This window comes from Citrobacter sp. B72 (genome assembly GCF_016894305.1).
In the GTDB taxonomy this organism is placed as follows: Bacteria; Pseudomonadota; Gammaproteobacteria; order Enterobacterales; family Enterobacteriaceae; genus Citrobacter; species Citrobacter portucalensis.
On the sequence record NZ_CP069801.1, the window covers coordinates 3,544,357 to 3,566,639 of the forward strand.

Genomic DNA, 22,283 nt, shown 5'->3' on the forward strand with positions numbered 1-22,283 from the left:
CGTGGCGACACTGTTTATTGCAGATCTTCACCTCTGCACAGAAGAACCGGCGATCACCGCCGGTTTTCTGCGTTTTTTAGCCGGTGATGCGCGAAAGGCCGATGCGCTATACATTCTTGGCGACCTGTTTGAAGCCTGGATTGGCGACGACGATCCTAATCCGCTGCATCGTGAAATGGCCGCGGCGATAAAATCACTGACTGATTCCGGCGTTCCCTGCTTTTTTATTCACGGCAACCGTGATTTTCTGCTCGGTAAACGTTTTGCCCGTGCGAGCGGCATGACCTTGCTTCCCGAAGAAAAAGAGCTCGACCTGTATGGCCGCAAGGTGCTGATCATGCATGGCGACACCTTATGCACCGACGACGCAGGCTATCAGGCATTTCGCGCCAAAGTGCATCAACCCTGGTTACAGAAGCTGTTCCTCGCTCTGCCGCTGTTCGTTCGCCAGCGAATCGCTGCGAAAATGCGTGCCAACAGCAAAGCAGCCAACAACACCAAATCGCTGGAAATCATGGATGTGAATCAGCAGGCCGTGATTAGCGAGATGGAAAAACATCAGGTTCAGTGGTTAATTCACGGCCATACCCACCGCCCTGCCGTCCACGAGCTTACGGCCAATGAGCAACCCGCTTTCCGCGTGGTATTAGGCGCATGGCACACCGAAGGTTCGATGATCAAAGTCACCCCTGACGACGTTGAACTGATCGCATTTCCGTTTTAATTCTGCAGATACTCAGTTCCTCTTTACACAAAATTATTCGAGTTGCATCGAGGCGGCAAATCTGTGAGTCCTCTGGAGCTTACAAAAGTAAGTGACTGGGGTGAGCAGATGCAGCCAACAAAGAGGCAGCTTGAAGAGTGAAGCGCAAAGCGCGCAATCGTTTTCCTTGGCGGTGAATTATGCTATTCTCTGTGGCCTCAAAAGTCGAGTGTAGTGCACCACAGGAGTTTTCAGACGCATGTCTTCCCGCAATAATCCGGCGCGTGTCGCCATCGTGATGGGGTCCAAAAGCGACTGGGCTACCATGCAGTTCGCCGCCGAAATCTTCGAAATGTTGGACATTCCACACCATGTTGAGGTCGTCTCTGCTCACCGTACCCCAGACAAACTGTTCAGTTTCGCCGAAGGCGCTGAAGAGAACGGCTATCAGGTGATTATTGCCGGTGCCGGTGGTGCTGCACATTTGCCTGGCATGATTGCGGCGAAAACGCTGGTGCCAGTTTTGGGCGTTCCGGTGCAAAGCGCAGCGCTGAGCGGCGTAGATAGCCTCTACTCTATCGTTCAAATGCCGCGCGGTATTCCGGTCGGCACGCTGGCGATCGGCAAAGCGGGGGCGGCAAATGCGGCCCTGCTGGCAGCACAAATTCTGGCAACACACGACAAAGAACTGCATCAGCGTCTGGCTGAGTGGCGTAAAGCGCAAACCGATGAGGTGCTGGAGAACCCGGACCCGCGAGGTGTCGCATGAAGCAGGTCTGCGTACTTGGCAACGGACAGCTAGGGCGCATGCTGCGCCAGGCCGGTGAGCCACTGGGCATAGCGGTCTGGCCCGTCGGGCTGGACGCTGAACCGGCTGCGGTCCCTTTTCAGCAAAGCGTGATCACCGCTGAGATTGAGCGCTGGCCGGAAACGGCACTCACCCGCGAACTGGCACGCCACCCGGCGTTTGTTAACCGCGACGTCTTCCCGATTATTGCCGACCGTCTGACGCAAAAGCAGCTTTTTGACAAGCTCGGTCTGGCGACCGCGCCATGGCAACTGCTGGCAGATAAAAGCGAATGGTCTGCGATATTCGACAAACTTGGCGAGCTGGCGATTGTGAAACGTCGCGTCGGCGGCTACGACGGACGTGGACAGTGGCGCTTGCGCGCAAATGAAACTGAGCAACTGCCGGACGACTGCTACGGCGAGTGCATCGTCGAGCGGGGAATCAACTTCTCCGGAGAAGTCTCACTGGTTGGCGCTCGTGCGCACGACGGCAGCACCGTTTTCTATCCGCTGACCCATAACCTGCATCAGGACGGCATTCTGCGCACCAGCGTGGTGTTCCCGCAGGCTAACGCCAGACAGCAGGAACAAGCTGAAGCAATGCTCTCTGCCATCATGCAGGAGCTGGGCTATGTCGGCGTGATGGCGATGGAGTGTTTCATCACCCCGGAAGGTCTGCTGATTAACGAACTGGCTCCGCGCGTGCACAACAGCGGGCACTGGACGCAAAACGGCGCCAGCATCAGCCAGTTTGAGCTGCATCTACGTGCCATTACCGACCTGCCGTTACCGACGCCGGTGGTGAACCACCCTTCGGTGATGGTAAACCTGATTGGTAGCGACCTGAACTACGACTGGCTGAAGCTGCCGCTGGTGCATCTGCACTGGTATGACAAAGAGGTGCGTGAAGGGCGTAAGGTGGGTCACCTGAACCTGAGCGACAGCGATACCGCGCGCCTTAGCGCGACGCTGGAAGCGCTTATCCCCCTGCTGCCGCCGGAATATGCCAGCGGTATTATCTGGGCGCAGTCAAAGCTGAAATAAGCCAATAATGCCGGGGAGTTGATTTTATCCTTCCCCGGCCCCTCCTCTGGCGCGTAAAATCCCCTCCATTGCTGTTTTGTATTTTCAGGATCAAACATGAACGATGGAACGGACTACCGCGCAATTTTGCTTGCCGGTACGCCTTTAATCGATGTACGCGCCCCCGTGGAATTTCAGCAGGGCGCAATGCCGGGCGCATTCAACCTTCCCTTAATGAACGATGACGAACGTGCCGCCGTGGGTACCTGTTACAAACGCCAGGGGCCCGAAGCCGCCCTCGCGCTCGGCCATCAACTGGTCTCGGGGGAGACCCGCCAACAGCGCATGCATGCCTGGCAGGATGCCTGCCGTCAAAATCCTGCAGGCTATTTATGCTGCGCGCGTGGCGGTCAGCGTTCGCATATTGTGCAGCAGTGGCTGCATGAGTCCGGCATTGACTATCCGCTGATTAAAGGCGGTTACAAAGCCCTGCGCCAGGCAGTGATACAGCTGACTGAAGAATTAGTGCAAAAGCCGATCGTCTTAATTGGCGGCTGTACCGGGAACGGCAAAACCCAACTGGTGCAACAACAGCCAAACGGTGTGGATCTCGAAGGTCTGGCGCACCATCGCGGCTCCTCGTTTGGGCGCACCGTTGAACCTCAATTGAGTCAGGCGAGTTTTGAAAACCTGCTGGCGGTTGAAATGCTCAAAACCGATAGCCGTCAGGATTTACGTCTGTGGGTACTGGAAGATGAAGGCCGCATGATCGGGGCTAATCATCTGCCCGAATGCCTGCGCGAGCGCATGACCCAGGCATCAATTGCAGTGGTGGACGATCCTTTTGAGCGTCGTCTGGAACGACTACGCGAAGAGTATTTCGTGAAGATGCACCACGATTTTACCCACGCTTATGGCGAGAGCCAGGGCTGGCAGGAGTACAGCGAGTATCTGCACCACGGCCTGTTTGCTATACGCCGTCGTCTGGGTTTACAACGTTTTGCCGAGCTGACCACCCTGCTCGACGAGGCTCTGCGCGAACAGCAGGCAACGGGCAGCACCGACGCCCATATGGGCTGGCTGGTACCGTTGCTCAACGAATATTACGACCCGATGTATCGTTATCAGCTGGAAAAGAAAGCCGCGAAAATCGTTTTTCGCGGCACATGGCAGGACGTTGCCGACTGGCTTAACGCACAGTGATCAGTGTCTGTCGCGCTTATCTGCGCGTTTTGCCAGCCAGTCACCCAGCACCTGAACGACCTGCACCAAAATAATCAGCGCCACCACAGTGACGATCATGACCTGGGTTTCGTAGCGGTAATAACCAAAGCGAATCGCCAGGTCGCCGACTCCACCGCCGCCAACGATCCCGGCCATCGCGGAGTAACCGATCAGACTCACCAGCGTTATCGTCAACCCACGCAGCAGACCCGCGCTCGCTTCAGGTAACAGAACGGTGCAGATGATGCGCATCGGGCTGGCACCAAACGCTTCCGCTGCTTCAATAATCCCTTTATCGACTTCACGTAGCGCGCTATCAACCAGACGGGCATAGAAGGCGATTGCCGCCACTGAGAGCGGGACCGACGCCGCAATCGGGCCAATGGTATTCCCGAGCAAAAACTGGGTTAGCGGCAGCAGCAGAACCAGCAGGATCACAAACGGTACCGAACGAATGATATTCACCAGCACGGAGCTGAGCAGATACACAAAACGGTTTTGCCAGAATAAATGCCGGTCGGTGACGAAAATCAGAAAACCGAGCGGCAGACCACCAATAATTGCCAGCACCGTAGAGATGCTCAGCATCTGGAAGGTTTCATTAAACGCCAGCGTCAAATCAGGCAATAAATCATCCACGAATCACCTCCACCTGTGCAGTACGTTGACGAATATGTTCCACGGCGACTTCCACCGCTGAAGGGTTATGCGGCGCGGTCAGCTGCACGACCAGAATCCCCAGCGCACGTTCGCCAATATATTCAATTTTGCCGTGCAGAATGTTCACCGCCACGCCAAATTTAACCGCGACTTCTGACAACACCGGCTGTTCCGCCGAATCGCCGATGAACAAAATTTTTAGCAACTGGCCGGGCAGATGCTGGCGCAGACGCTCGGGCAGCGTCAAATTGAGGGTATGCGACACCAGCTGCTGGGTGAAAGCGTGCTGCGGGTGAGCAAAAACGTCAAACACCTCACCAGACTCCACCACCTTGCCACCGGACATCACCGCCACGCGATCGCAAATCGATTTGATCACGTTCATCTCGTGAGTGATCAGCACGATCGTGATCCCCAACTGTTGGTTGATCTGCTTAAGCAATGCCAGAATCGTGGCTGAGGTTTCGAGGTCCAGCGCCGAGGTAGGTTCATCACACAGCAGCACATCCGGGTGATTGGCAATCGCGCGGGCAATACCCACACGCTGCTTTTGCCCACCGCTGAGCTGAACCGGAAAGCGGTTCGCCTTGTCTGACAGCCCCACCAGCGCCAGGATTTCGCTTACGCGCGGACCAATTTTACTGCGCTCCCATCCGGCAGCCTTCAGACTAAAGGCGACGTTTTGCGCCACGGTACGGGTATGCATCAGGTTAAAATGTTGAAAAATCATACCGATACGCTGACGGGCTTTACGTAGATGCCCCCCTTCCAGCGCGGAAATTTCTACGCCGTTCACCTTCACGCTTCCCTGGCTCGGACGCGTTAAGGCGTTCAGGGTGCGCAGCAGCGTACTTTTCCCCGCGCCGCTGGTCCCGACAATGCCAAATATCTCACCTGCGCCAATGCGCAAGCTAACGTCATCAACCGCCCGGGTTGATGGTCCACGGCCTGCGCTAAAATCCACGCAAACTTTCTCAATCTCAATCATAGCCACCTCAGAAATGCGAAAAGGGCAGTCGTCGCTGCCCCTGTTAACCCTTGTGCGCAGCGATTATTGGGCTGTCGACATCCATTCCGGTTTCTGGAAGGCGCTGTAGATATTTTGCGGATCGTCGATCACCGCGCGATACGCCGGAGATTTCACCGCCTCAACAATATCTTTCGCGAACGGTTTATCCGCATCTTCACTGCGTACCGCGATGATATTTTTCAGATTTTCGTCCAGGTGTTCCTGCTTGATGGCGCTGGCGAGATCCATTTTTGCCGCCACGGCAAAGTTACCGTTGACCAGCGCGCCGGTCACACCGTCCAGCGTACGCGGCAGCTGTGCCGCTTCCAGCGGTTTAAACACCAGCCCTTTGGGATTGCTGGCGATATCGCGCTCGGAGGCTTTAGTTGGATCAATATTGTCTTTGATGGTGATAAGGCCAATAGACTGCAGGAAACGCAGACCGCGAGCCAGGTTGGTGGGATCGTTGGAAAGCGTGATCACATCCCCTTTTTTCAACTCATCCAGGCTTTTGATTTTATGTGAGTAAAACCCCATCCCGGCCGTCGGGACCACAATCAGCTTGCTCAGCTTCAGGCCTTTATCGGCGGTGAATTTGTCAAAATAGAGCGAATGCTGGAACAGGTTAGCATCAATGCTACCGTTGGAGAGCGCCATGTTTGGCTGCACGTAATCGCTGAATTCGCGCACCACTACCTTATAGCCTTTCTCTTTCAACGTGGGGGCAATGGCCTGTTTCACCATATCACCGTATGGCCCAGGCGCGACGCCAAACACGATTGTGTGCGGGTCACTGTTCGCATGAGCAAACTGTAATCCACAGGCCAGTAACAGCGCCCCGGTCGCGACGCGTAAACTCTGACGCAATCCCATATTTTCTCCATTTTAACGTTGTGGTGTCATGTCTCACGCCGTTCATGCGGCGTTGTTCTCGTTGGCCTGATAACAGGCAGATTTCTAACATGACACAGATCACAACCCGCTGTCCTTGAAATTATTTCATGATGTTGCAGAGTATGTTTTTAAATGTGAGAAGGTATGAAAAAGCCGGATGTCGGCACAAGTGCCTTATCCGGCCTACAACAGCTTTCTTAGGCCCGATAAACGCAAGCATATCGGGCGGCAGGCGTCGATTAGAAGTCGTAACGCAGACGAACCAGGTTCATGTCACCCAGATTGTCGGTGCTGGAGGTAAAGACGTGTTCGTAATCAACACGGAAACCGTAATCCAGCTGGAAGCTGATCCCTACGCCGTTGTCGGTACGCAGGTAGTTACGGCCATTCACGTACTCAATACGGTCGCCCATAAAGTAAGGCTGAACGGATTTCAGCGCATATTGACCCACCGGGAAGGTGTAACCGGCGAAGTATTCCAGACCCCAGGCGTCACCGGCAAAGTAGTCGTTAACAGAGACTTTTTTGGTGGTCATGAAGTTTTGATACCAACCGCCGCCCATCGAGAAGGTCCAGTTGTCCGGTTTCCAGCTCAGCGCGGTACCGACGATGTTTTGATCGTAGGTTTTGCTGGTGTTGCCACGCATTTCCGCGCGAGTGTAGTTCCACGCCGTACCCCAGGTCAGGTCATCGGTAATGTGATAATCCACACCCAGTGAGCCGCCGCCTTTACGCTTGTATCGCAGACCGTTGTTCGGGTTGTAATCATCGCTGAACAAATAAGATGCATAGAGATCAACATCCCCCACCGTTTTCTTATACTTCAGAGATTTACGTGTACGATAGGAACCGTCATAGTCGCCATTGATACCGTTACCTGGCGCCTGACCGATCATATCGTAGTCCCAGATATCCGTTTTCGCCCCGACCACGTCATAGTAAATGCTGTTCTGTTGACCGAAGGTCAGCGTACCCCAGGTTGCACTCTTCAGACCGGTGTACAACATACGACGCGTGGTATCGTTGGCACCGTCAGCGTAGTGGTTATCCCAGTTGAACATCGCCGGGAAGTTAACGCCCAGCTCGTAGTAGCTCACCCAACTAATATCATCAAACAGATAGTAGTCAGCGGCAAAGCGGAAACGTGTACCGCCATCGAAGCCATTACGTTTGTAGCCATTCTTACCATCGTCACCGGCCATATTCTGGAACTGCGGACGAATACTGCCGCCGACGGTGAAGTTAAGACGGCTCAGCGGGTTGCCCGCCTGCGGATCTTGTTTCAGGACCGTGATTTCCGCCTGTGAAGCGAAAGTCGTTAATGCCACTGCTGCGCCGATCGATACCGCCAGCGCTGTTTTTTTTATAGTCATTATTTATACCTTGATAGATAGCCTGCCAATTATTCAGCACACAAATATTAACGTTTATTAATACTCTCGTGTTGTTGGGTTTTTATTGTTCTGTGCTGTTAAATATCAAGGAGTTATCAATTTGTGCTACATAGAAAAAAAGACGCACCGATTTTAAAACCGGTGCGTAATCATCACGAATATGAATTAACTACTGAACTGACGGAACAGCGCTTTACCTTTTAGCAGACGTGAACCGAGCCATCCGCCGCATAAAGAGAGCAGCAATGCTCCACTAAATGGTAATACTACCCACAGTCGCCAGTCTGGCTCCCACGGGAAATCAAACACTTTGGTTTGCAGTACCGCCAACGCTGTTTCCGCACCGATGGCCGCCACCAGCCCGGCAACCATCCCGAGCATGGCGAACTCGCACCACAGCGTGGTACGCAGCAGCTTCTTACCGGCTCCCAGCGTGCGCCAGACCACCAACTCCTGATGACGTTGACGCATCCCCACCTGAACCTGCGCCAACAGCAACAACATGCCGCAGGCGGTAACCAGCACAACCATCACTTCCAGCGCTCTACTTACCTGCTCCAGCACCTGCCCTACCTGTTTGAGGATGGCGCCAATATCCAGCAGGCTGATGGTCGGGAATTCGCGGTTAAGCTGCGTCAACATGCCGTTGCCGTTCTCCCAGCGAAAGCTGGTTAACCAGCTCTGGGGCTGAGCATCCAGCGCGCCGGAGGGGAAGATAAAGAAGAAGTTGGGCCGCAGGCTTTCCCAGTCCACTTTGCGCAGGCTGCTGACCGCGGCGCTGAAATCCTGGGTATCGCCCATAAAAGTCACTCGATCGCCGAGTTTGACGTTCAGCCGTTTCGCTAACCCCTCTTCCATCGACACTTCGCCCGCTTTTGGCGGCCAGCTTCCGGCAGTTATCGGGTTATGATCCGGTCGGGTATCCTGCCAGGTCAGGTTAAGCTCGCGGTTCAGCGCCTCATCCTGATTGCCTTCGGTCGGCTTCTCATTGATCGCCGTCAGACGCGCCCGAACAATCGGATAGAACGATTCCGGGATCACCTGATGTTCCGACAAGAAAGCCTTCAGCGGAACCACCTGCTCGGTGGCAATGTTGATCAGGAAATAGTTCGGGCTTTCCGGCGGCATTTGCTGCTGCCAACGGTCGAGCAGATCGCCGCGCAGTACCAGTAACAACGCCAGCAGCATAAAGGAAAGCGAAAATGCCGATAGCTGGCTGAGCGTTGACCACGGCTGGCGCAACAGTCGACTGACCGCCAAACGCAACGGCAGCGAGGTGAGCGTCAGACCACGCAGCACGTTGAGCAGCATCCAGCCGAGCACCCCGCACAACAGCGCCAGTACCACCGCACCAGCCAGTACCGCCCACAGCAGCGGACTTCCGCCCATCAGTCCAGCAAGCAGTGCAATCACGACTATCACTACCACCGGCAAATAAAACTTCAGCGGCCAGACGTTTGCCACCACGTCACGGCGCAGCACCCGCAGCGGCTGCGTCGCCAGCAGCAGGCGGTAAGGGCGTAACCCGACCAACAGCGAAATCACCGTCATGGTGCCTAGTGCCCATAGCCACGGCCAGGGGCTGGCAGGCGGTAGTTCTCCAGGCAGAACCGGCTTGAGCAGTAGCACCAGCACGCGCTCAAATAGCAGTCCGAACAGCCCGCCGGTCAAGCCAGACAGCGCCAGCACCATCAGCCATTGACCAACAATCAGCCTGCGCAGTTGCGCTCTGCCCGCGCCGAGGGTTTTCAGAATAGCCACCAGATCGTAACGGCTGCGGCAATAATGGCTCATCGCCACAGCAACCGCGGCGACCGCCAGCAGCAGCGTTAACAGTGCCGACAACAGCAGGAACTGTTGCGAACGCTCCAGAGATTTCCCAAGCGCGCCTTCATCCTGCTCCAGCCCGTACCAGCGCTGTTCAGGCTTTAGCTGCGGCAACAGCCATTTTTCGTAGGCGTCCAGTTGCTGCGGCGTTCCGCCAAATTTATAGCGCCAGGTCACGCGGCTTCCCGGCTGGACCGCCGCCGTTTTTTCGACATCCGCCATGCTCATCATCAGACGCGGTGCTATCTGGAACGGATTAAAACCAGAGTCCGGCTCCTGCACCACCTCCCCGGCAATGCGCAGCGTGGCATCACCGACGTCAATAGAATCACCGATTTTTAGATTTAGCAGCGCCATCAGACGCGGGGCCAGCAACACCATGCCCGGCTGTGGTTTCAACCCCGGTGGATTAGTTTGTAACGTGCCGTACATCGGATACACGTCATCCACCGCTTTGACATTCGCCAGTTGCGGCGTATCCCGGGCAAAAGTCATGGTCGCAAAAGTCAGCTGCTCGCCGACTTTCAAACCCCGCTGTCGCGCCTCGTCAATCCACGCTTTCGGCACGGTACGCGAACTTTGTAGCGACCGATCGCCCGCCATAAACTCACGGCTTTGCTGGCTCAGCCCTTTTTCCATACGGTCGCTGATATTGCCCAGCGCCAGCACACAGGCTACCGCCAGGCTTAGTGCCAGCCAGACAATCAGTAATGAAGGCGAGCGCCATTCGCGCCAGAACCAGCGTGCAATCATGCCTCCTCCTGCAACTGTCCATTCACCAGACGTAAGCGCCTGTCGCAACGCGCCGCCAACTGCGGGTCATGCGTCACCAGAATCAGGGTGGTGCCGTGTTCCCGGTTCAGAGAAAACAGCAGGTCGGCTATTTTGTCTCCGGTCTGGCGATCGAGGTTGCCTGTCGGCTCATCGGCAAACAGCACATCCGGACGCCCGTTAAACGCTCGCGCCAGCGCCACGCGCTGCTGCTCCCCGCCGGAAAGCTGGGCCGGAAGATGATCAAGACGTTTTCCCAGTCCCAGTTGTTCCAACAGCGTTTTTGCCCCGTCACGACTTTTTCCGCTATTTTCGCCGCGCAACAGCGCGGGCAGTTCGACGTTTTCCAGCGCGTTGAGGGTCGGAATTAACATGAATGACTGGAAGACAAAACCCACGTGCCGCGCCCGCAGCTGCGCCCGGGCTTCTTCGTCCATGATGTGCAACGCCTGCCCCACCAGGCTGACTTCACCGCTGGTGCCATCGTCCAGCCCGGCGAGGATCGCCAGCAGCGTGGATTTCCCCGATCCCGACTCGCCAATCAGCGCAATGGTCTCGGCGCGTTTGACAACCAGTTCAACTCCGGTAAGGATGGATAGCTCATGATCACCCTGACCGACGGATTTCTTAAGATGATGAACTTCAACAATGTTTTCCGCTGGCATTGGCCTTTCCTGTTCCTGGTCCTGTTAACTTTCCGCGCCGCCGCAGCGGACACGTTATTAATTCTGGGTGACAGCCTGAGCGCCGGATACCGAATGTCCGCCAGCGCCGCGTGGCCTGCGCTACTTAATGATAAATGGCAAACCAAAACGCCAGTGGTGAATGCCAGCATTAGCGGCGACACCTCGCAGCAGGGCCTGGCCCGTCTGCCTGCATTACTCAAGCAGCACCAGCCGCGTTGGGTACTGGTCGAACTTGGCGGCAACGATGGCCTGCGGGGCTTTGCGCCTGCGCAAACCGAACAAACCCTGCGCACGATTTTGCAGGACGTGAAAGCGGCAAATGCCGAACCGCTATTAATGCAAATTCGTCTGCCGGCAAACTACGGTCGACGTTATAATGAAACCTTTAGCGCGATTTATCCAAAGCTCGCCAAAGAGTTTGATATCCCTCTGCTGCCCTTTTTTATGGAAGAGGTGTATCTGAAACCCCAGTGGATGCAGGATGATGGTATTCATCCTAATCGTGACGCCCAGCCGTTTATCGCCGACTGGATGGCGCAACATCTCACACCTCTAGTAAATCACGACTCATAAAACAACGGAGATCCTGACAGGTAAAGTTATGCAAAAATCGGTCTTAATAACAGGATGTTCCAGCGGAATCGGCCTGGAAAGCGCGCTTGAGCTAAAGCGCCAGGGTTTTCAAATTCTGGCAGGCTGTCGCAAACCTGACGATGTCGCGCGTATGAACAGCATGGGATTCACTGGCGTGTTGCTGGATCTGGATTCACCCGAAAGCGTGGATCGTGCCGCCGATGAAGTGATCGCCCTGACCGATAATCGTTTATATGGGATCTTTAACAACGCCGGATACGGTGTCTATGGTCCACTGCCCACCATCAGCCGTGAACAGATGGAACAGCAGTTTTCCGCCAACTTCTTTGGCGCACATCAGCTTACCATGCGCCTGTTACCTGCCATGTTACCCCACGGCGAAGGGCGCATTGTGATGACCTCCTCGGTGATGGGATTGATCTCAACGCCGGGACGCGGCGCCTATGCCGCCAGTAAATATGCGCTGGAAGCCTGGTCCGACGCACTGCGTATGGAACTGCGCCACAGCGGGATTAAGGTCAGCCTGATTGAACCCGGCCCCATCCGTACCCGCTTTACCGAAAACGTCAACCAGACCCAGAGCGATGCTCCCGTTGAAAATCCCGGCATTGCCGCGCGTTTTACGCTGGGACCAGAAGCGGTTGTCGCCAAAGTGCGTCATGCGTTTGAGAGCGATAAACCAAAGCTACGTTATCCGGTTACGCTGGTGACGTGGGCAGTGATGCTGCTTAAACGCCTGCTGCCAGGCCGCATAATGGACAAAATTTTACAGGGTTGAGTTGAAGCTCGCGCGTCAGCCCCCATGTAACAAGAAATCGACAAAAGAGAGTAACTCCATGTCCACACAGAATATTGTTAACATTAACGAATCGAACCTACAGCAGACCCTTGAACAGTCGATGACCACCCCGGTCCTGTTCTATTTTTGGTCTGAGCGCAGCCAGCATTGTCTGCAATTAACGCCGGTACTGGAGAGCCTTGCCGCCCAGTATAACGGTCAATTTATTCTCGCTAAGCTTGACTGCGACGCCGAACAGATGATCGCCTCCCAGTTTGGTCTGCGCGCGATCCCTACGGTTTATCTGTTCCAGAACGGCCAGCCAGTGGATGGATTCCAGGGCCCGCAACCGGAAGAGGTTATTCGCGCACTGCTGGAGAAAGTGCTGCCGAGCGAAGAAGAGCTGAAAGCACGCCAGGCTATCGAATTCATCGAAGCTGGTAATCACGCGGATGCGCTGCCGCTGCTGAAAGAAGCCTGGCAGATCTCCAACCAGAGCAGCGAAATCGGTCTGCTGCTGGCGGAAACGCAAATCGCCCTGAACCGTTCTGATGAAGCCGAAGCGGTACTGAAAACCATTCCGTTGCAGGATCAGGACACCCGCTATCAAGGGCTTATCGCACAGATCGAATTACTGAAGCAGGCCGCTGATACACCGGAAATCCAACAGTTGCAGCAGCAGGTCGCCAGCAATCCACAGGATGCGGCGCTGGCAACGCAGTTGGCTATTCAATTGCACCAGGTCGGACGTAACGAGGAATCGCTGGAATTACTGTTCAGCCACCTGAAGAAAGATCTTACGGCTGCCGATGGTCAGGCACGTAAGACTTTCCAGGAGATCCTTGCCGCACTGGGTACCGGTGATGCGCTGGCCTCGAAGTATCGCCGCCAGCTGTACGCGCTGTTGTACTAATTGGTTCATCATGCCCGATGGCGCTACGCTTATCGGGCTTACAAACACAACCAACACCTCATTCCCGTCGGCCGGATATGGCGGTAGCCGTCATACGGCATCACATCACGGTTTCTTTAATGGCGTCACCACCAGTTGGTGGCGCGAATTATAGAACTTCCGATAGGTTAAATAGCAGGCAATAATGGTCGACAGGCTGGCGGTTGATAGCAGCATAAACGTCACCATAATCTGATACTTAATCGCTTTTACCGGGTCAATACCTGCAAAGATCAATCCCGACATCATCCCCGGTAAACTCACCAGCCCCACTGTCTTCGCTGAATCGATAGTCGGAATCAGCGAGGCGCGAATGCTGTCGCGAATCAGCGGCGCAGAAGCCACCTTCGGCGTTGCGCCGAGGCTGAGTTTTTCCTGAATTTGCTGCTGCTCGCTGTTAAACCGCTGCCCCAAATTGTTGTAACACAGCCCCACCGCCACCATCGCATTACCTGCAATCATGCCGGAGATCGGGATGACCTGCATCGGCGTGAACTCGATAGAGCCTGACAGAACCAGCACCGAAAGCGTTAGCCCCGCCCCCGCCGTAATGGCAATAAACGACGAGAGAAAAGCTTTATCAATATATTTACTGCGCTTTTGCGCGTTATAGGCCGCGTTAAAGCAGATAAACAGCACCATCAATAAGGTCAGAATGCTATGGTTGACGCCAAAAATATATTTCAGCACGTAGCCCACGATAATAAGCTGAACCACTGCCCGGCAAACGCTCCAGAGAATATCTTTTTCCAGCGCCAGCTTTTCTTTGTTGCTGATCAGTATCGCGACCACCACCAGCATCATCGCTAACGCCAGGGATTCATTGGTAATATTATGCTCGTTCATTGCTGACTTCCTGCATTTCTCCGGCGTGCGGTTGAAGAGTGATGACATTATCCGCGTGATTAATCTCATCTTTATCGTGCGTCACCCACAGCACGGCAATATTCTTGTCGCGAACATAGTGGTGAATTAATTCGTTCACGTTACGTTTGTTGGACTCATCCAGTGCGCTGGTGATTTCATCAAGCAGCAGGATTTTCGGCAGAAACTGCAAATTACGAATTAACGAGACGCGCTGCTTTTCGCCACCAGATAGCTCATTGATATTTTTTTTCAGGATCGTCTCGGGCAACTGAAAACGAGCCAGATCTTCCAGAAACACATCCGGTTCCGGGCGTTTATCGCGGATTTGCCAGGGAAAAATGAGGTTGTCGTAGACGGTATCACCGAACAAAGCGGGCGTTTGCGCGCAATAAGAGACCTGCTGGCGATAAGCTTCAGGCTTAAGCGTTGATATCTCCTTACCCTCAAAAAGGATTTCACCGGAACTCGGGCTAATTAACGACGCGACTATCTTGAGTAACGTACTTTTACCGCAGCCGGACTGGCCGGTAATCAGCTTAAATTCTCCGGCGCGGAGATCAAAACAGATGTTATTAAGAATCTGCGTCGCCCCTGCCTGCCATGCGACATTTTTTAACTGAAGCAGAATGCTGCTTTCTTCCATTACCAATCCCTTTTTACATCTTTCGTGCAGATAGTCTATCCCTGTAATTTATTATAGGGGAGCCCACCTTGATAAATCGGGTATAATTTGACTAATGAGGCAGTAAAGGACAGCACAACAGGAGGTTTCATCAATGCTCATTTTTATTCCTATTCTTATTTTTGTCGCGCTGGTGATCGTCGGCGCAGGCGTCAAAATCGTCCCGCAGGGATATCAGTGGACGGTAGAGCGTTTTGGTCGTTACACCAAAACCCTGCAACCGGGTTTAAGCCTTGTTGTACCGTTCATGGACCGCATTGGTCGTAAGATCAATATGATGGAACAGGTACTTGATATCCCCTCTCAGGAAGTCATCTCCAAAGATAACGCCAACGTCTCGATTGATGCTGTGTGCTTCATTCAGGTGATCGACGCGCCGAAAGCCGCGTATGAAGTCAGCAACCTGGAACTGGCGATCATCAACCTGACCATGACCAACATTCGTACTGTTCTCGGCTCGATGGAGCTCGATGAAATGCTCTCCCAGCGCGACAACATCAACACGCGCCTGCTGCATATCGTTGATGAGGCAACCAATCCCTGGGGCATCAAAATCACCCGTATTGAGATCCGCGACGTGCGTCCTCCGGCAGAACTTATCGACGCCATGAACGCGCAAATGAAAGCCGAACGTACCAAGCGCGCCTACATTCTTGAAGCCGAAGGGATCCGTCAGGCAGAAATCGTCAAGGCCGAAGGTGAGAAGCAGTCGAAAATCCTCATCGCGGAAGGTGAACGTCAGTCCGCATTTTTACAGGCTGAAGCGCGTGAACGTTCCGCAGAAGCAGAAGCCCGCGCAACACAGATGGTGTCTGAAGCCATTGCCGCCGGGGATATTCAGGCCGTGAACTACTTCGTGGCTCAGAAATACACCGAAGCGCTGCAGCATATCGGCTCGTCGAATAACAGCAAAGTGGTGATGATGCCGCTGGATGCCAGCAGCCTGATGGGTTCCATTGCCGGGATCGCCGAACTGGTTAAGGACAGCGCCAGCGAGCGGAAAAAATCATGATAGCGATGATTCTGGTGCACCCGCATATCTTCTGGCTCAGCCTCGGTGGTCTGTTACTGGCCGCCGAGATGCTGGGCGGCAACGGCTATCTGCTGTGGAGCGGCGTGGCAGCGGTGATTACCGGTCTGGTCATCTGGCTCGTTCCACTAGACTGGGCGTGGCAGGGGGCAATGTTCGCTGCCCTCACCTTGCTGGCAGCCTGGCTGTGGTGGAAGTGGCTGGCAAGGCGCGTTCAGGAGCAGCAGCCAGCCGATAGCCATCTTAACCAACGTGGACAACAGTTAGTTGGCCGTCGATTTACTCTGGAAACTGACCTGGTCAATGGTCGCGGACATATGCGCGTCGGCGACAGTTCCTGGCCCGTTAGCGCCCGTGACGATTTGAGCGCCGGAACGCAGGTTGAAGTCATTGCCGTTGAGGGAATCACCCTGATTATAAAAGCGGTATCACACTAAAAAGACAGGAAATAAGACTATGGTCAGGAAGACACCCCTTGCCTTTGCCCTTTGCACATTGCTGACCGCCGCCCCGCAGGCATTCGCTTCGTTCGATATGGAAGACTGCAAATGGAGCGACGACAGCTGCCTGCTGAAGGGAACGCCGACCTTTAACCCTGAAAACGACAGCCGCGACAACCTGCTGCGGCTGCTGAGCCAGGAAAAATCATTTGCTCTGCCCGTGCAGTCGATGCCCGCAGACATCACTCGCTCCCTCGATTTCTATTTTGCCTATCACCCGCAATGGGATGAGGCTGCCCCGCAAACAGCGGCAGCTCAGGCATCCGCCGCGGACAGTCCTCTCTCCCGACAGATGGCCGAGCTGAACATTAGCGCCGACGAAATAAACATCAATGACGCTGAGCTAGAGAACCGTCATGTTTCGAATAATACCGGGAGCGTTAGCGCCTTTTTTGCCGCGCTGTTGGCCGATTCCACATTAACAGCGGAACAGCGTCAGGCTTTAGCCCAGGCGCGTACAGGACTGCTTTCTGGGGCAACCCGCGAGCAAATTGAGTCTTCTCTTGCCACCTTCCCGGCAGATTCTCAAGCTCTGCCCTATAAAAGCTATCTGGCAGCAGCCGCCAGTTTCTATGCCGGTGATTATGCCAGTGCCGAACGGGATTTCACTCAGCTTGCTACAAGCGACCGTCCGTGGTTAGCAGAGACCGCGCAATACATGCTGATGCGCACGGCGTTGAACAAGAGCAGTCAGAACAGCGTGGGCGAGTACGGCGATTTTGATATTGCGAAAATTAACCGCGAGGATGCCACTCAGGCTCAAGAGTTGGCGCAGACCTATCTGCAGCGTTTTCCCCAAGGACTCTACGCTGACTCTTCACGAGGCATGTTGCGTCGCATCAACTGGTATTTACAGTCATGGCCGCAGCTGGCCGGGTTGTATGAACAGGCTTTGCAGCAGTCGGCAGACGCACGGCAACTGCGCGAAAATGTCATCGAATACGATAATGTCTATGGCATGGCGTTCTACGATCAGTCCGTCGTTGAGGCCTTCCCCGACGCGCCGCGAGTCAGCTATATCGAACTGCTACGCGCGCTGCGCCTGGATAACAACAGCAAACCCACGCTGACGCAGGCACAGCTCGACGCCAGCAAACCGGTGTTTGAACAGAGCCAAAAACTGCCGCTATGGCGCGATCTGCAACTGAATCTGTGGCTGGCAACGGGCAACTACGCGGCAATTATTCAGACAGTTACGCCAGCGCAGAAACTTGCCGCTCACGATACCCTCGCCTTCAGCGAACAGGTGCTGTACGGCGAAGCGTTGATGGGCCAGAAGAAATGGGCCGAGGCGCGCGATTTTTGGCAGCAGTTGTTAAAACTCAGCCAGGATAACGAACAGCAGCAATATGTGCAGGCTAAGCTTGCCGCCACGCTGGTATATAGCGGCGATGTGGCGGCAGTTTTCGCACCGAATAGCGCGGTGACCAACCTGCGCTTTCGTTCGCAGATACTGAAAACGCAGGCCACACCAGAACTGCTGCGCCAGCAGGCCGTTCATGGCCCGAATAACGAAGAGCGTACCATTGCGCTGCATACGCTGCTGGTGCGGGATCTTACAGAGAATCGTTTTGGCGACTGGCTTACTGACAGAAAACTGGCCAGCGCGATTACATCACCGGTCATTGGCGAAGCGTTTGATGACGTTAACCTGAGCATATTCGACTGGGATGGCGACACGGCGCAGGCGGGTTATACGTGCCGCAGCCTCAATGAAACGGTAACGGTATTGAGCAAAAAAGCGGATGATGCTCACGCGCTGAACTGCCTTGGCGAATTCTTCCGCACCACGCAAACACATGTTGATCTGTGGAAAAACAGCGCTGGCAACGACGTGCTTGAATCAGCTATCTCGCGCAAGAAACCTTTCGGCCAGTTCGACAGACAGAGCTACTACCAGCAGGTAATCACCTCACCCACCGCGGAAGTCGAAGATAAGAGCTTCGCGCTGTATCGCGCCATCATGTGCTATGCGCCATCAGGCGCTAACGAATGTGGCGGTGAAGACGTGGATAAACTGCAGCGTAAGGGCTGGTTCACCCAACTGAAAACGCAGTATCCGGGAAGCCCGTGGGCGCAAAAACTCAAATATTACTGGTAACCGCACTGCTTCTCGGCCAGGCACAGGCAGCGGATATCGTCGCCGCCCGTGAACATTCAGCCTTCTGGCTGTGGTCTGGGGTGAAAGCCAGTGACGAGCTGAAAGACGCGCAAACGGTTTATCTGCACCAGGGCGAGGTACTGGTTCGTTCCGGTAACGTGGTGTTCCAGCGCCTCGGACTGCCGGTCAGTCGTCTGTCTTTTCCCTCAATCTGGCTGACCGTACGCTTTACAACCCTCGACGTACCGGAAGAGATCCCGGCGCGTATCATACGGTTGATGCAGCGCTGGCAGATCGCCGGGAATCACGTCGTCGGCCTGCAGGTTGATTTTGACGCTGCGACCCATCAACTGACCGACTACGCCCGCTTTCTGCAGCAACTGCGCCAACAGCTCCCGGCCGAGTTTGCGCTAGGCGTAACCGGACTACTGGATTGGGCAAAAACGGGCGACGTCGCTACGCTGAACGCGTTGGCGGTCGATGAACTGGTGGTGCAAAGCTATCAGGGGCGTCACACGGTGACGAATTATCAGGCGTATCTACCCGCGCTGAGCCGCCTGCGCATTCCATTTAAACTGGGACTAGTGCAAAACGGTAACCGGGACCCACTGGCTGAAGCGCAGCTTGAGAAATCCCCGTGGTACCGCGGCACGGTGGTGTTTATGCTTAATCCCTCTCGCCGTTAAGCCTTGGCTTTGTGATGACTGCAACCGGAGAGATTATCCATGATCGGACATTCAGCACTGTCATCGCCAGGGCAACTGTCTGCCAGCGCCAGTAAATGCAAGCGCATGGCCTGCAATTCTCTGATATGCCGCTCAATGTCAGCCACCTTTTCCAGGGTGCGCTTTTTCACATCCGCGCTATGACGCGCCGGATCGTTAAACAGGTTTACCAGCTCGCCGCACTCTTCCAGGTTAAATCCAACCTGCCGCGCCTGACGCAGCAGCATCAGTTCATTCAAATGCTTTTGGCTGTATGTGCGATAGCCATTTTCACCACGCAGCGGCGGCGTCACCAGCCCTTTCTCTTCATAAAAGCGAATCGCTTTACTGGTTAAACCGGTTTTTTTAGCAACATCGGATATATTCACATCTCCCCCCTTGACCTTCCCCTTGATGGAAGGTTTAACCTTTATAACAGTTAGTCAAAACGATTGCTAAGGTCAATGAATCTCAGACCAATCATAGAGGAAATTTGTTATGTCTCAAACAATCGATCTAACCCTGGACGGCTTGTCCTGTGGTCACTGCGTAAAACGCGTTAAAGAAAGTCTGGAGCAACGCCCGGACGTTGAGCAAGCGGATGTCACTGTGACTGAAGCGCACATCACCGGGAGCGCCAGTGCTGAAGCGCTGATTGAAACCATCAAACAAGCCGGTTACGGCGCGGAGTTAAGCCACCCAAAGGCTAAACCGCTGACGGAGTCATCAATCCCGTCGGAAGCACTGGCAGCGGTCCCTTCCGAGCTTCCGGCAGCTACGGCTGATGATGACAGCCAACAGTTGCTGTTAAACGGCATGAGCTGCGCCAGCTGTGTTATCCGCGTACAAGATGCTCTGCAAAGCGTACCGGGTGTCACGCAGGCACGGGTAAACCTGGCGGAACGTACTGCGCTGGTAATGGGCAGTGCGTCCGCCGACCAGTTAGTGAAAGCGGTGGAAAAAGCGGGCTACGGCGCAGAAGCCATTGAAGATGATGTTATGCGCCGCGAGCGTCAGCAAGAAACCGCCGTAGCAACCATGAAACGTTTTCGCTGGCAGGCGGCCGTCGCGCTGCTGCTGGGTATCCCTGTCATGGTATGGGGAATGATTGGCGAAAACATGATGGTCACTGCCGACAACCGTAGCCTGTGGCTGACGATTGGTTTGGCAACGCTTGCCGTGATGGTTTTCGCGGGCGGTCATTTTTACCGCAACGCGTGGAAAAGCCTGATGAACGGCACCGCGACCATGGATACGCTGGTGGCGCTGGGTACAGGGGTGGCATGGCTTTATTCCATGAGTGTCAACCTCTGGCCGCAATGGTTCCCGATGGAAGCGCGACACCTCTATTATGAAGCCAGTGCGATGATTATCGGTCTGATTAACCTCGGGCACATGCTGGAAGCGCGGGCTCGCCAGCGTTCGTCCAAAGCACTGGAAAAATTACTCGATCTGACGCCGCCGACCGCGCGTGTTGTTACCGACGAAGGCGAAAAGAACGTGCCTCTGGCAGACGTTCAGGCGGGAATGCTGCTGCGCCTGACCACCGGTGACCGCGTTCCGGTAGACGGCGAAATCACTCAGGGCGAAGCCTGGCTGGATGAAGCCATGCTGACCGGAGAGCCTATTCCGCAACAAAAAGGCGAAGGCGATAGCGTCCACGCCGGTACTGTCGTACAGGATGGCAGCGTGCTGTTCCGCGCCAGTGCCGTTGGCAGCCATACCACGCTGTCACGCATTATTCGTATGGTGCGCCAGGCGCAAAGCAGTAAACCGGAGATTGGTAAACTAGCCGACCGTATCTCCTCAGTGTTCGTTCCGGTCGTCGTCGTCATTGCGCTGGTGAGTGCGGCAATCTGGTATTTCTTCGGGCCGGCACCACAAATTGTTTATACGCTGGTGATTGCCACTACCGTACTGATTATTGCCTGCCCTTGTGCGCTGGGCCTGGCGACGCCGATGTCGATTATTTCCGGTGTAGGTCGTGCCGCTGAGTTTGGGGTTCTGGTACGTGATGCCGATGCGCTGCAGCGCGCCAGTACGCTTGATACCGTCGTATTTGATAAAACCGGGACATTGACTGAAGGTAAACCGCAGGTTGTCGCCATCAAAACGTTTGGCAACACCGATGAAGCACTGGCAATTCGTCTGGCAGCAGCCCTTGAACAGGGGTCCAGCCACCCGCTGGCCAGAGCGATACTGGACAAAGCCGGTGATGTTACGCTGCCACAGGTCAATGGTTTCCGTACGCTGCGCGGTTTAGGCGTAAGCGGTGAAACGGAAGGTCATACGTTGCTGCTGGGCAACCAGGCACTGCTCAATGAGCAACAGGTTGATACCACTGAAATGGAAGATGAAATCACCGCTCAGGCATCCCAGGGTTCAACCCCGGTCCTGTTGGCGATTGATGGTAAAGCGGCGGCGCTGTTAGCGGTGCGTGATCCGCTGCGTAGCGACAGCGTGGCAGCACTTCAGCGCCTGCACCGCAACGGGTATCGTCTGGTGATGCTTACTGGTGACAACCCGACCACGGCTAACGCTATTGCCAAAGAAGCCGGTATTGATGAGGTGATTGCCGGTGTTCTGCCGGACGGTAAAGCCGAAGCGATTAAACGTCTGCAAAGCCAGGGGCGTCAGGTTGCCATGGTGGGTGACGGTATTAACGATGCGCCTGCGCTGGCTCAGGCCGATGTCGGAATTGCCATGGGTGGCGGCAGCGATGTGGCGATTGAAACCGCCGCGATTACGCTGATGCGTCATAGCCTGATGGGCGTTGCGGATGCACTGTCTATCTCCCAGGCAACGTTGCGTAATATGAAGCAGAACCTGGTTGGCGCGTTTATTTATAACAGCATCGGTATTCCCGTTGCCGCTGGGATCCTGTGGCCGTTCACCGGAACACTGCTGAATCCGGTCGTTGCAGGGGCGGCGATGGCACTCTCCTCCATTACTGTGGTGAGCAACGCTAACCGACTGCTGCGCTTCAAACCGAAAGAGTAACCCTCTGCCGCATGGCGCTCACGCTTATCCGGCCTACAAAATGCAGGTAACATTGTAGGCTGGATAAGACGATTTCGCGTCGCCATCCGGCGATT

21 protein-coding genes are annotated in these 22,283 nt (G+C 54.9%); 12 read left to right on the forward strand and 9 right to left on the reverse strand.

Features of this window, described 5'->3' with window-relative positions; all coding sequences use genetic code 11:
- The first annotated feature begins 1 nt into the window (after window position 1).
- From lpxH to mnmH, 4 genes are all read left to right on the forward strand, one after another.
- Window positions 2-724, forward strand: coding sequence for a UDP-2,3-diacylglucosamine diphosphatase (lpxH, locus tag JQN59_RS16945; RefSeq protein WP_149607760.1), 723 nt, complete (start codon window positions 2-4; stop codon window positions 722-724).
- 238 nt (window positions 725-962) lie between these two features.
- Window positions 963-1,472, forward strand: coding sequence for a 5-(carboxyamino)imidazole ribonucleotide mutase (purE, locus tag JQN59_RS16950; protein WP_149607761.1), 510 nt, complete (start codon window positions 963-965; stop codon window positions 1,470-1,472).
- Window positions 1,469-2,536 (forward strand): 5-(carboxyamino)imidazole ribonucleotide synthase, encoded by a 1,068-nt coding sequence (purK, locus tag JQN59_RS16955; RefSeq protein WP_149607762.1) that lies wholly within the window; start codon window positions 1,469-1,471, stop codon window positions 2,534-2,536. The genes purE and purK overlap by 4 nt, the downstream gene beginning before the upstream one ends.
- A gap of 96 nt (window positions 2,537-2,632) precedes the next feature.
- Complete coding sequence (gene mnmH, locus JQN59_RS16960; protein WP_149607763.1) at window positions 2,633-3,718, forward strand: tRNA 2-selenouridine(34) synthase MnmH; 1,086 nt, start codon at window positions 2,633-2,635, stop codon at window positions 3,716-3,718.
- Here the strand turns inward: mnmH and JQN59_RS16965 are convergent, their stop codons facing one another.
- The 6 genes from JQN59_RS16965 to ybbA form a co-directional block, all read right to left on the reverse strand.
- Window positions 3,719-4,378 carry a methionine ABC transporter permease gene (locus JQN59_RS16965; protein WP_003831085.1) on the reverse strand — a complete coding sequence of 220 codons (660 nt, stop codon included), beginning with the start codon at window positions 4,376-4,378 and terminating at the stop codon, window positions 3,719-3,721.
- Complete coding sequence (gene sfbB / locus JQN59_RS16970) at window positions 4,371-5,387, reverse strand: virulence-associated ABC transporter ATP-binding protein SfbB (protein ID WP_032942581.1); 1,017 nt, start codon at window positions 5,385-5,387, stop codon at window positions 4,371-4,373. Before sfbB ends, JQN59_RS16965 begins: the two co-directional genes overlap by 8 nt.
- A gap of 63 nt (window positions 5,388-5,450) precedes the next feature.
- Window positions 5,451-6,281, reverse strand: a complete 831-nt coding sequence (locus tag JQN59_RS16975; RefSeq protein ID WP_003831083.1) for a MetQ/NlpA family ABC transporter substrate-binding protein — start codon at window positions 6,279-6,281, stop codon at window positions 5,451-5,453.
- Between the two features lie 260 nt (window positions 6,282-6,541).
- Window positions 6,542-7,675, reverse strand: a complete 1,134-nt coding sequence (locus JQN59_RS16980) for a porin (RefSeq protein WP_048214766.1) — start codon at window positions 7,673-7,675, stop codon at window positions 6,542-6,544.
- A 186-nt stretch (window positions 7,676-7,861) separates the two neighbouring features.
- Window positions 7,862-10,276 (reverse strand): putative ABC transporter permease subunit YbbP, encoded by a 2,415-nt coding sequence (gene ybbP / locus JQN59_RS16985; protein WP_149607764.1) that lies wholly within the window; start codon window positions 10,274-10,276, stop codon window positions 7,862-7,864.
- Complete coding sequence (ybbA, locus tag JQN59_RS16990; protein WP_149607765.1) at window positions 10,273-10,959, reverse strand: putative ABC transporter ATP-binding protein YbbA; 687 nt, start codon at window positions 10,957-10,959, stop codon at window positions 10,273-10,275. Before ybbA ends, ybbP begins: the two co-directional genes overlap by 4 nt.
- Here ybbA and tesA point away from each other — a divergent pair.
- The 3 genes from tesA to JQN59_RS17005 are packed head-to-tail and all read left to right on the forward strand — an operon-like array spanning window position 10,927 to window position 13,265.
- Window positions 10,927-11,553 (forward strand): multifunctional acyl-CoA thioesterase I/protease I/lysophospholipase L1, encoded by a 627-nt coding sequence (gene tesA / locus JQN59_RS16995; protein WP_003021850.1) that lies wholly within the window; start codon window positions 10,927-10,929, stop codon window positions 11,551-11,553. The two genes, ybbA and tesA, sit on opposite strands and share 33 nt — an antisense overlap.
- A gap of 28 nt (window positions 11,554-11,581) precedes the next feature.
- A complete protein-coding gene (locus JQN59_RS17000) occupies window positions 11,582-12,352 on the forward strand; it encodes an SDR family oxidoreductase (protein WP_003835790.1) in 771 nt (256 codons plus the stop codon).
- Between the two features lie 58 nt (window positions 12,353-12,410).
- A complete protein-coding gene (locus JQN59_RS17005) occupies window positions 12,411-13,265 on the forward strand; it encodes a co-chaperone YbbN (protein ID WP_048226259.1) in 855 nt (284 codons plus the stop codon).
- A gap of 105 nt (window positions 13,266-13,370) precedes the next feature.
- Here JQN59_RS17005 and fetB read toward each other — a convergent pair whose 3' ends face one another.
- Entirely contained in the window at window positions 13,371-14,150 is a 780-nt protein-coding gene (gene fetB / locus JQN59_RS17010; protein ID WP_048214769.1) for an iron efflux ABC transporter permease subunit FetB, read from the reverse strand.
- The gene (gene fetA, locus JQN59_RS17015; protein ID WP_048214770.1) at window positions 14,137-14,814 is read right to left on the reverse strand and encodes an iron efflux ABC transporter ATP-binding subunit FetA; all 678 of its coding nucleotides are present in this window, start codon (window positions 14,812-14,814) and stop codon (window positions 14,137-14,139) included. Before fetA ends, fetB begins: the two co-directional genes overlap by 14 nt.
- A 133-nt stretch (window positions 14,815-14,947) precedes the next feature.
- Here fetA and JQN59_RS17020 point away from each other — a divergent pair, with 133 nt between their 5' ends.
- From JQN59_RS17020 to JQN59_RS17035, 4 genes are read left to right on the forward strand one after another with little or no spacing between them, the layout of a single operon-like run.
- Window positions 14,948-15,865: an SPFH domain-containing protein gene (locus JQN59_RS17020; protein ID WP_003831073.1), complete on the forward strand. Its 918-nt coding sequence runs from the start codon at window positions 14,948-14,950 to the stop codon at window positions 15,863-15,865.
- Complete coding sequence (locus JQN59_RS17025) at window positions 15,862-16,320, forward strand: NfeD family protein (RefSeq protein ID WP_048214771.1); 459 nt, start codon at window positions 15,862-15,864, stop codon at window positions 16,318-16,320. Before JQN59_RS17020 ends, JQN59_RS17025 begins: the two co-directional genes overlap by 4 nt.
- A 19-nt stretch (window positions 16,321-16,339) precedes the next feature.
- Window positions 16,340-18,484: a hypothetical protein gene (locus JQN59_RS17030; RefSeq protein WP_149607766.1), complete on the forward strand. Its 2,145-nt coding sequence runs from the start codon at window positions 16,340-16,342 to the stop codon at window positions 18,482-18,484.
- Window positions 18,454-19,170 (forward strand): DUF3142 domain-containing protein, encoded by a 717-nt coding sequence (locus JQN59_RS17035; protein ID WP_048214773.1) that lies wholly within the window; start codon window positions 18,454-18,456, stop codon window positions 19,168-19,170. Before JQN59_RS17030 ends, JQN59_RS17035 begins: the two co-directional genes overlap by 31 nt.
- Here the strand turns inward: JQN59_RS17035 and cueR are convergent.
- Window positions 19,167-19,577: a Cu(I)-responsive transcriptional regulator gene (gene cueR / locus JQN59_RS17040; RefSeq protein WP_048226264.1), complete on the reverse strand. Its 411-nt coding sequence runs from the start codon at window positions 19,575-19,577 to the stop codon at window positions 19,167-19,169. The two genes, JQN59_RS17035 and cueR, sit on opposite strands and share 4 nt — an antisense overlap.
- 109 nt (window positions 19,578-19,686) lie before the next feature.
- On the opposite strand from cueR, the gene copA reads away from it, so the two are divergent.
- A complete protein-coding gene (gene copA, locus JQN59_RS17045; RefSeq protein WP_149607767.1) occupies window positions 19,687-22,188 on the forward strand; it encodes a copper-exporting P-type ATPase CopA in 2,502 nt (833 codons plus the stop codon).
- Window positions 22,189-22,283 lie beyond the last annotated feature (95 nt).

Coding starts and splice junctions, on each gene's coding strand:
- purE (WP_149607761.1), top strand. CDS start 963: ATGTCTTCCCGCAATAATCCGGCGCGTGTCGCCATCGTGATGGGGTCC.
- purK (WP_149607762.1), top strand. CDS start 1,469: ATGAAGCAGGTCTGCGTACTTGGCAACGGACAGCTAGGGCGCATGCTG.
- mnmH (WP_149607763.1), top strand. CDS start 2,633: ATGAACGATGGAACGGACTACCGCGCAATTTTGCTTGCCGGTACGCCT.
- sfbB (WP_032942581.1), bottom strand. CDS start 5,387: ATGATTGAGATTGAGAAAGTTTGCGTGGATTTTAGCGCAGGCCGTGGA.
- JQN59_RS16975 (WP_003831083.1), bottom strand. CDS start 6,281: ATGGGATTGCGTCAGAGTTTACGCGTCGCGACCGGGGCGCTGTTACTG.
- JQN59_RS16980 (WP_048214766.1), bottom strand. CDS start 7,675: ATGACTATAAAAAAAACAGCGCTGGCGGTATCGATCGGCGCAGCAGTG.
- ybbP (WP_149607764.1), bottom strand. CDS start 10,276: ATGATTGCACGCTGGTTCTGGCGCGAATGGCGCTCGCCTTCATTACTG.
- tesA (WP_003021850.1), top strand. CDS start 10,927: ATGATGAACTTCAACAATGTTTTCCGCTGGCATTGGCCTTTCCTGTTC.
- ybbA (WP_149607765.1), bottom strand. CDS start 10,959: ATGCCAGCGGAAAACATTGTTGAAGTTCATCATCTTAAGAAATCCGTC.
- JQN59_RS17000 (WP_003835790.1), top strand. CDS start 11,582: ATGCAAAAATCGGTCTTAATAACAGGATGTTCCAGCGGAATCGGCCTG.
- JQN59_RS17005 (WP_048226259.1), top strand. CDS start 12,411: ATGTCCACACAGAATATTGTTAACATTAACGAATCGAACCTACAGCAG.
- fetB (WP_048214769.1), bottom strand. CDS start 14,150: ATGAACGAGCATAATATTACCAATGAATCCCTGGCGTTAGCGATGATG.
- fetA (WP_048214770.1), bottom strand. CDS start 14,814: ATGGAAGAAAGCAGCATTCTGCTTCAGTTAAAAAATGTCGCATGGCAG.
- JQN59_RS17020 (WP_003831073.1), top strand. CDS start 14,948: ATGCTCATTTTTATTCCTATTCTTATTTTTGTCGCGCTGGTGATCGTC.
- JQN59_RS17025 (WP_048214771.1), top strand. CDS start 15,862: ATGATAGCGATGATTCTGGTGCACCCGCATATCTTCTGGCTCAGCCTC.
- JQN59_RS17030 (WP_149607766.1), top strand. CDS start 16,340: ATGGTCAGGAAGACACCCCTTGCCTTTGCCCTTTGCACATTGCTGACC.
- copA (WP_149607767.1), top strand. CDS start 19,687: ATGTCTCAAACAATCGATCTAACCCTGGACGGCTTGTCCTGTGGTCAC.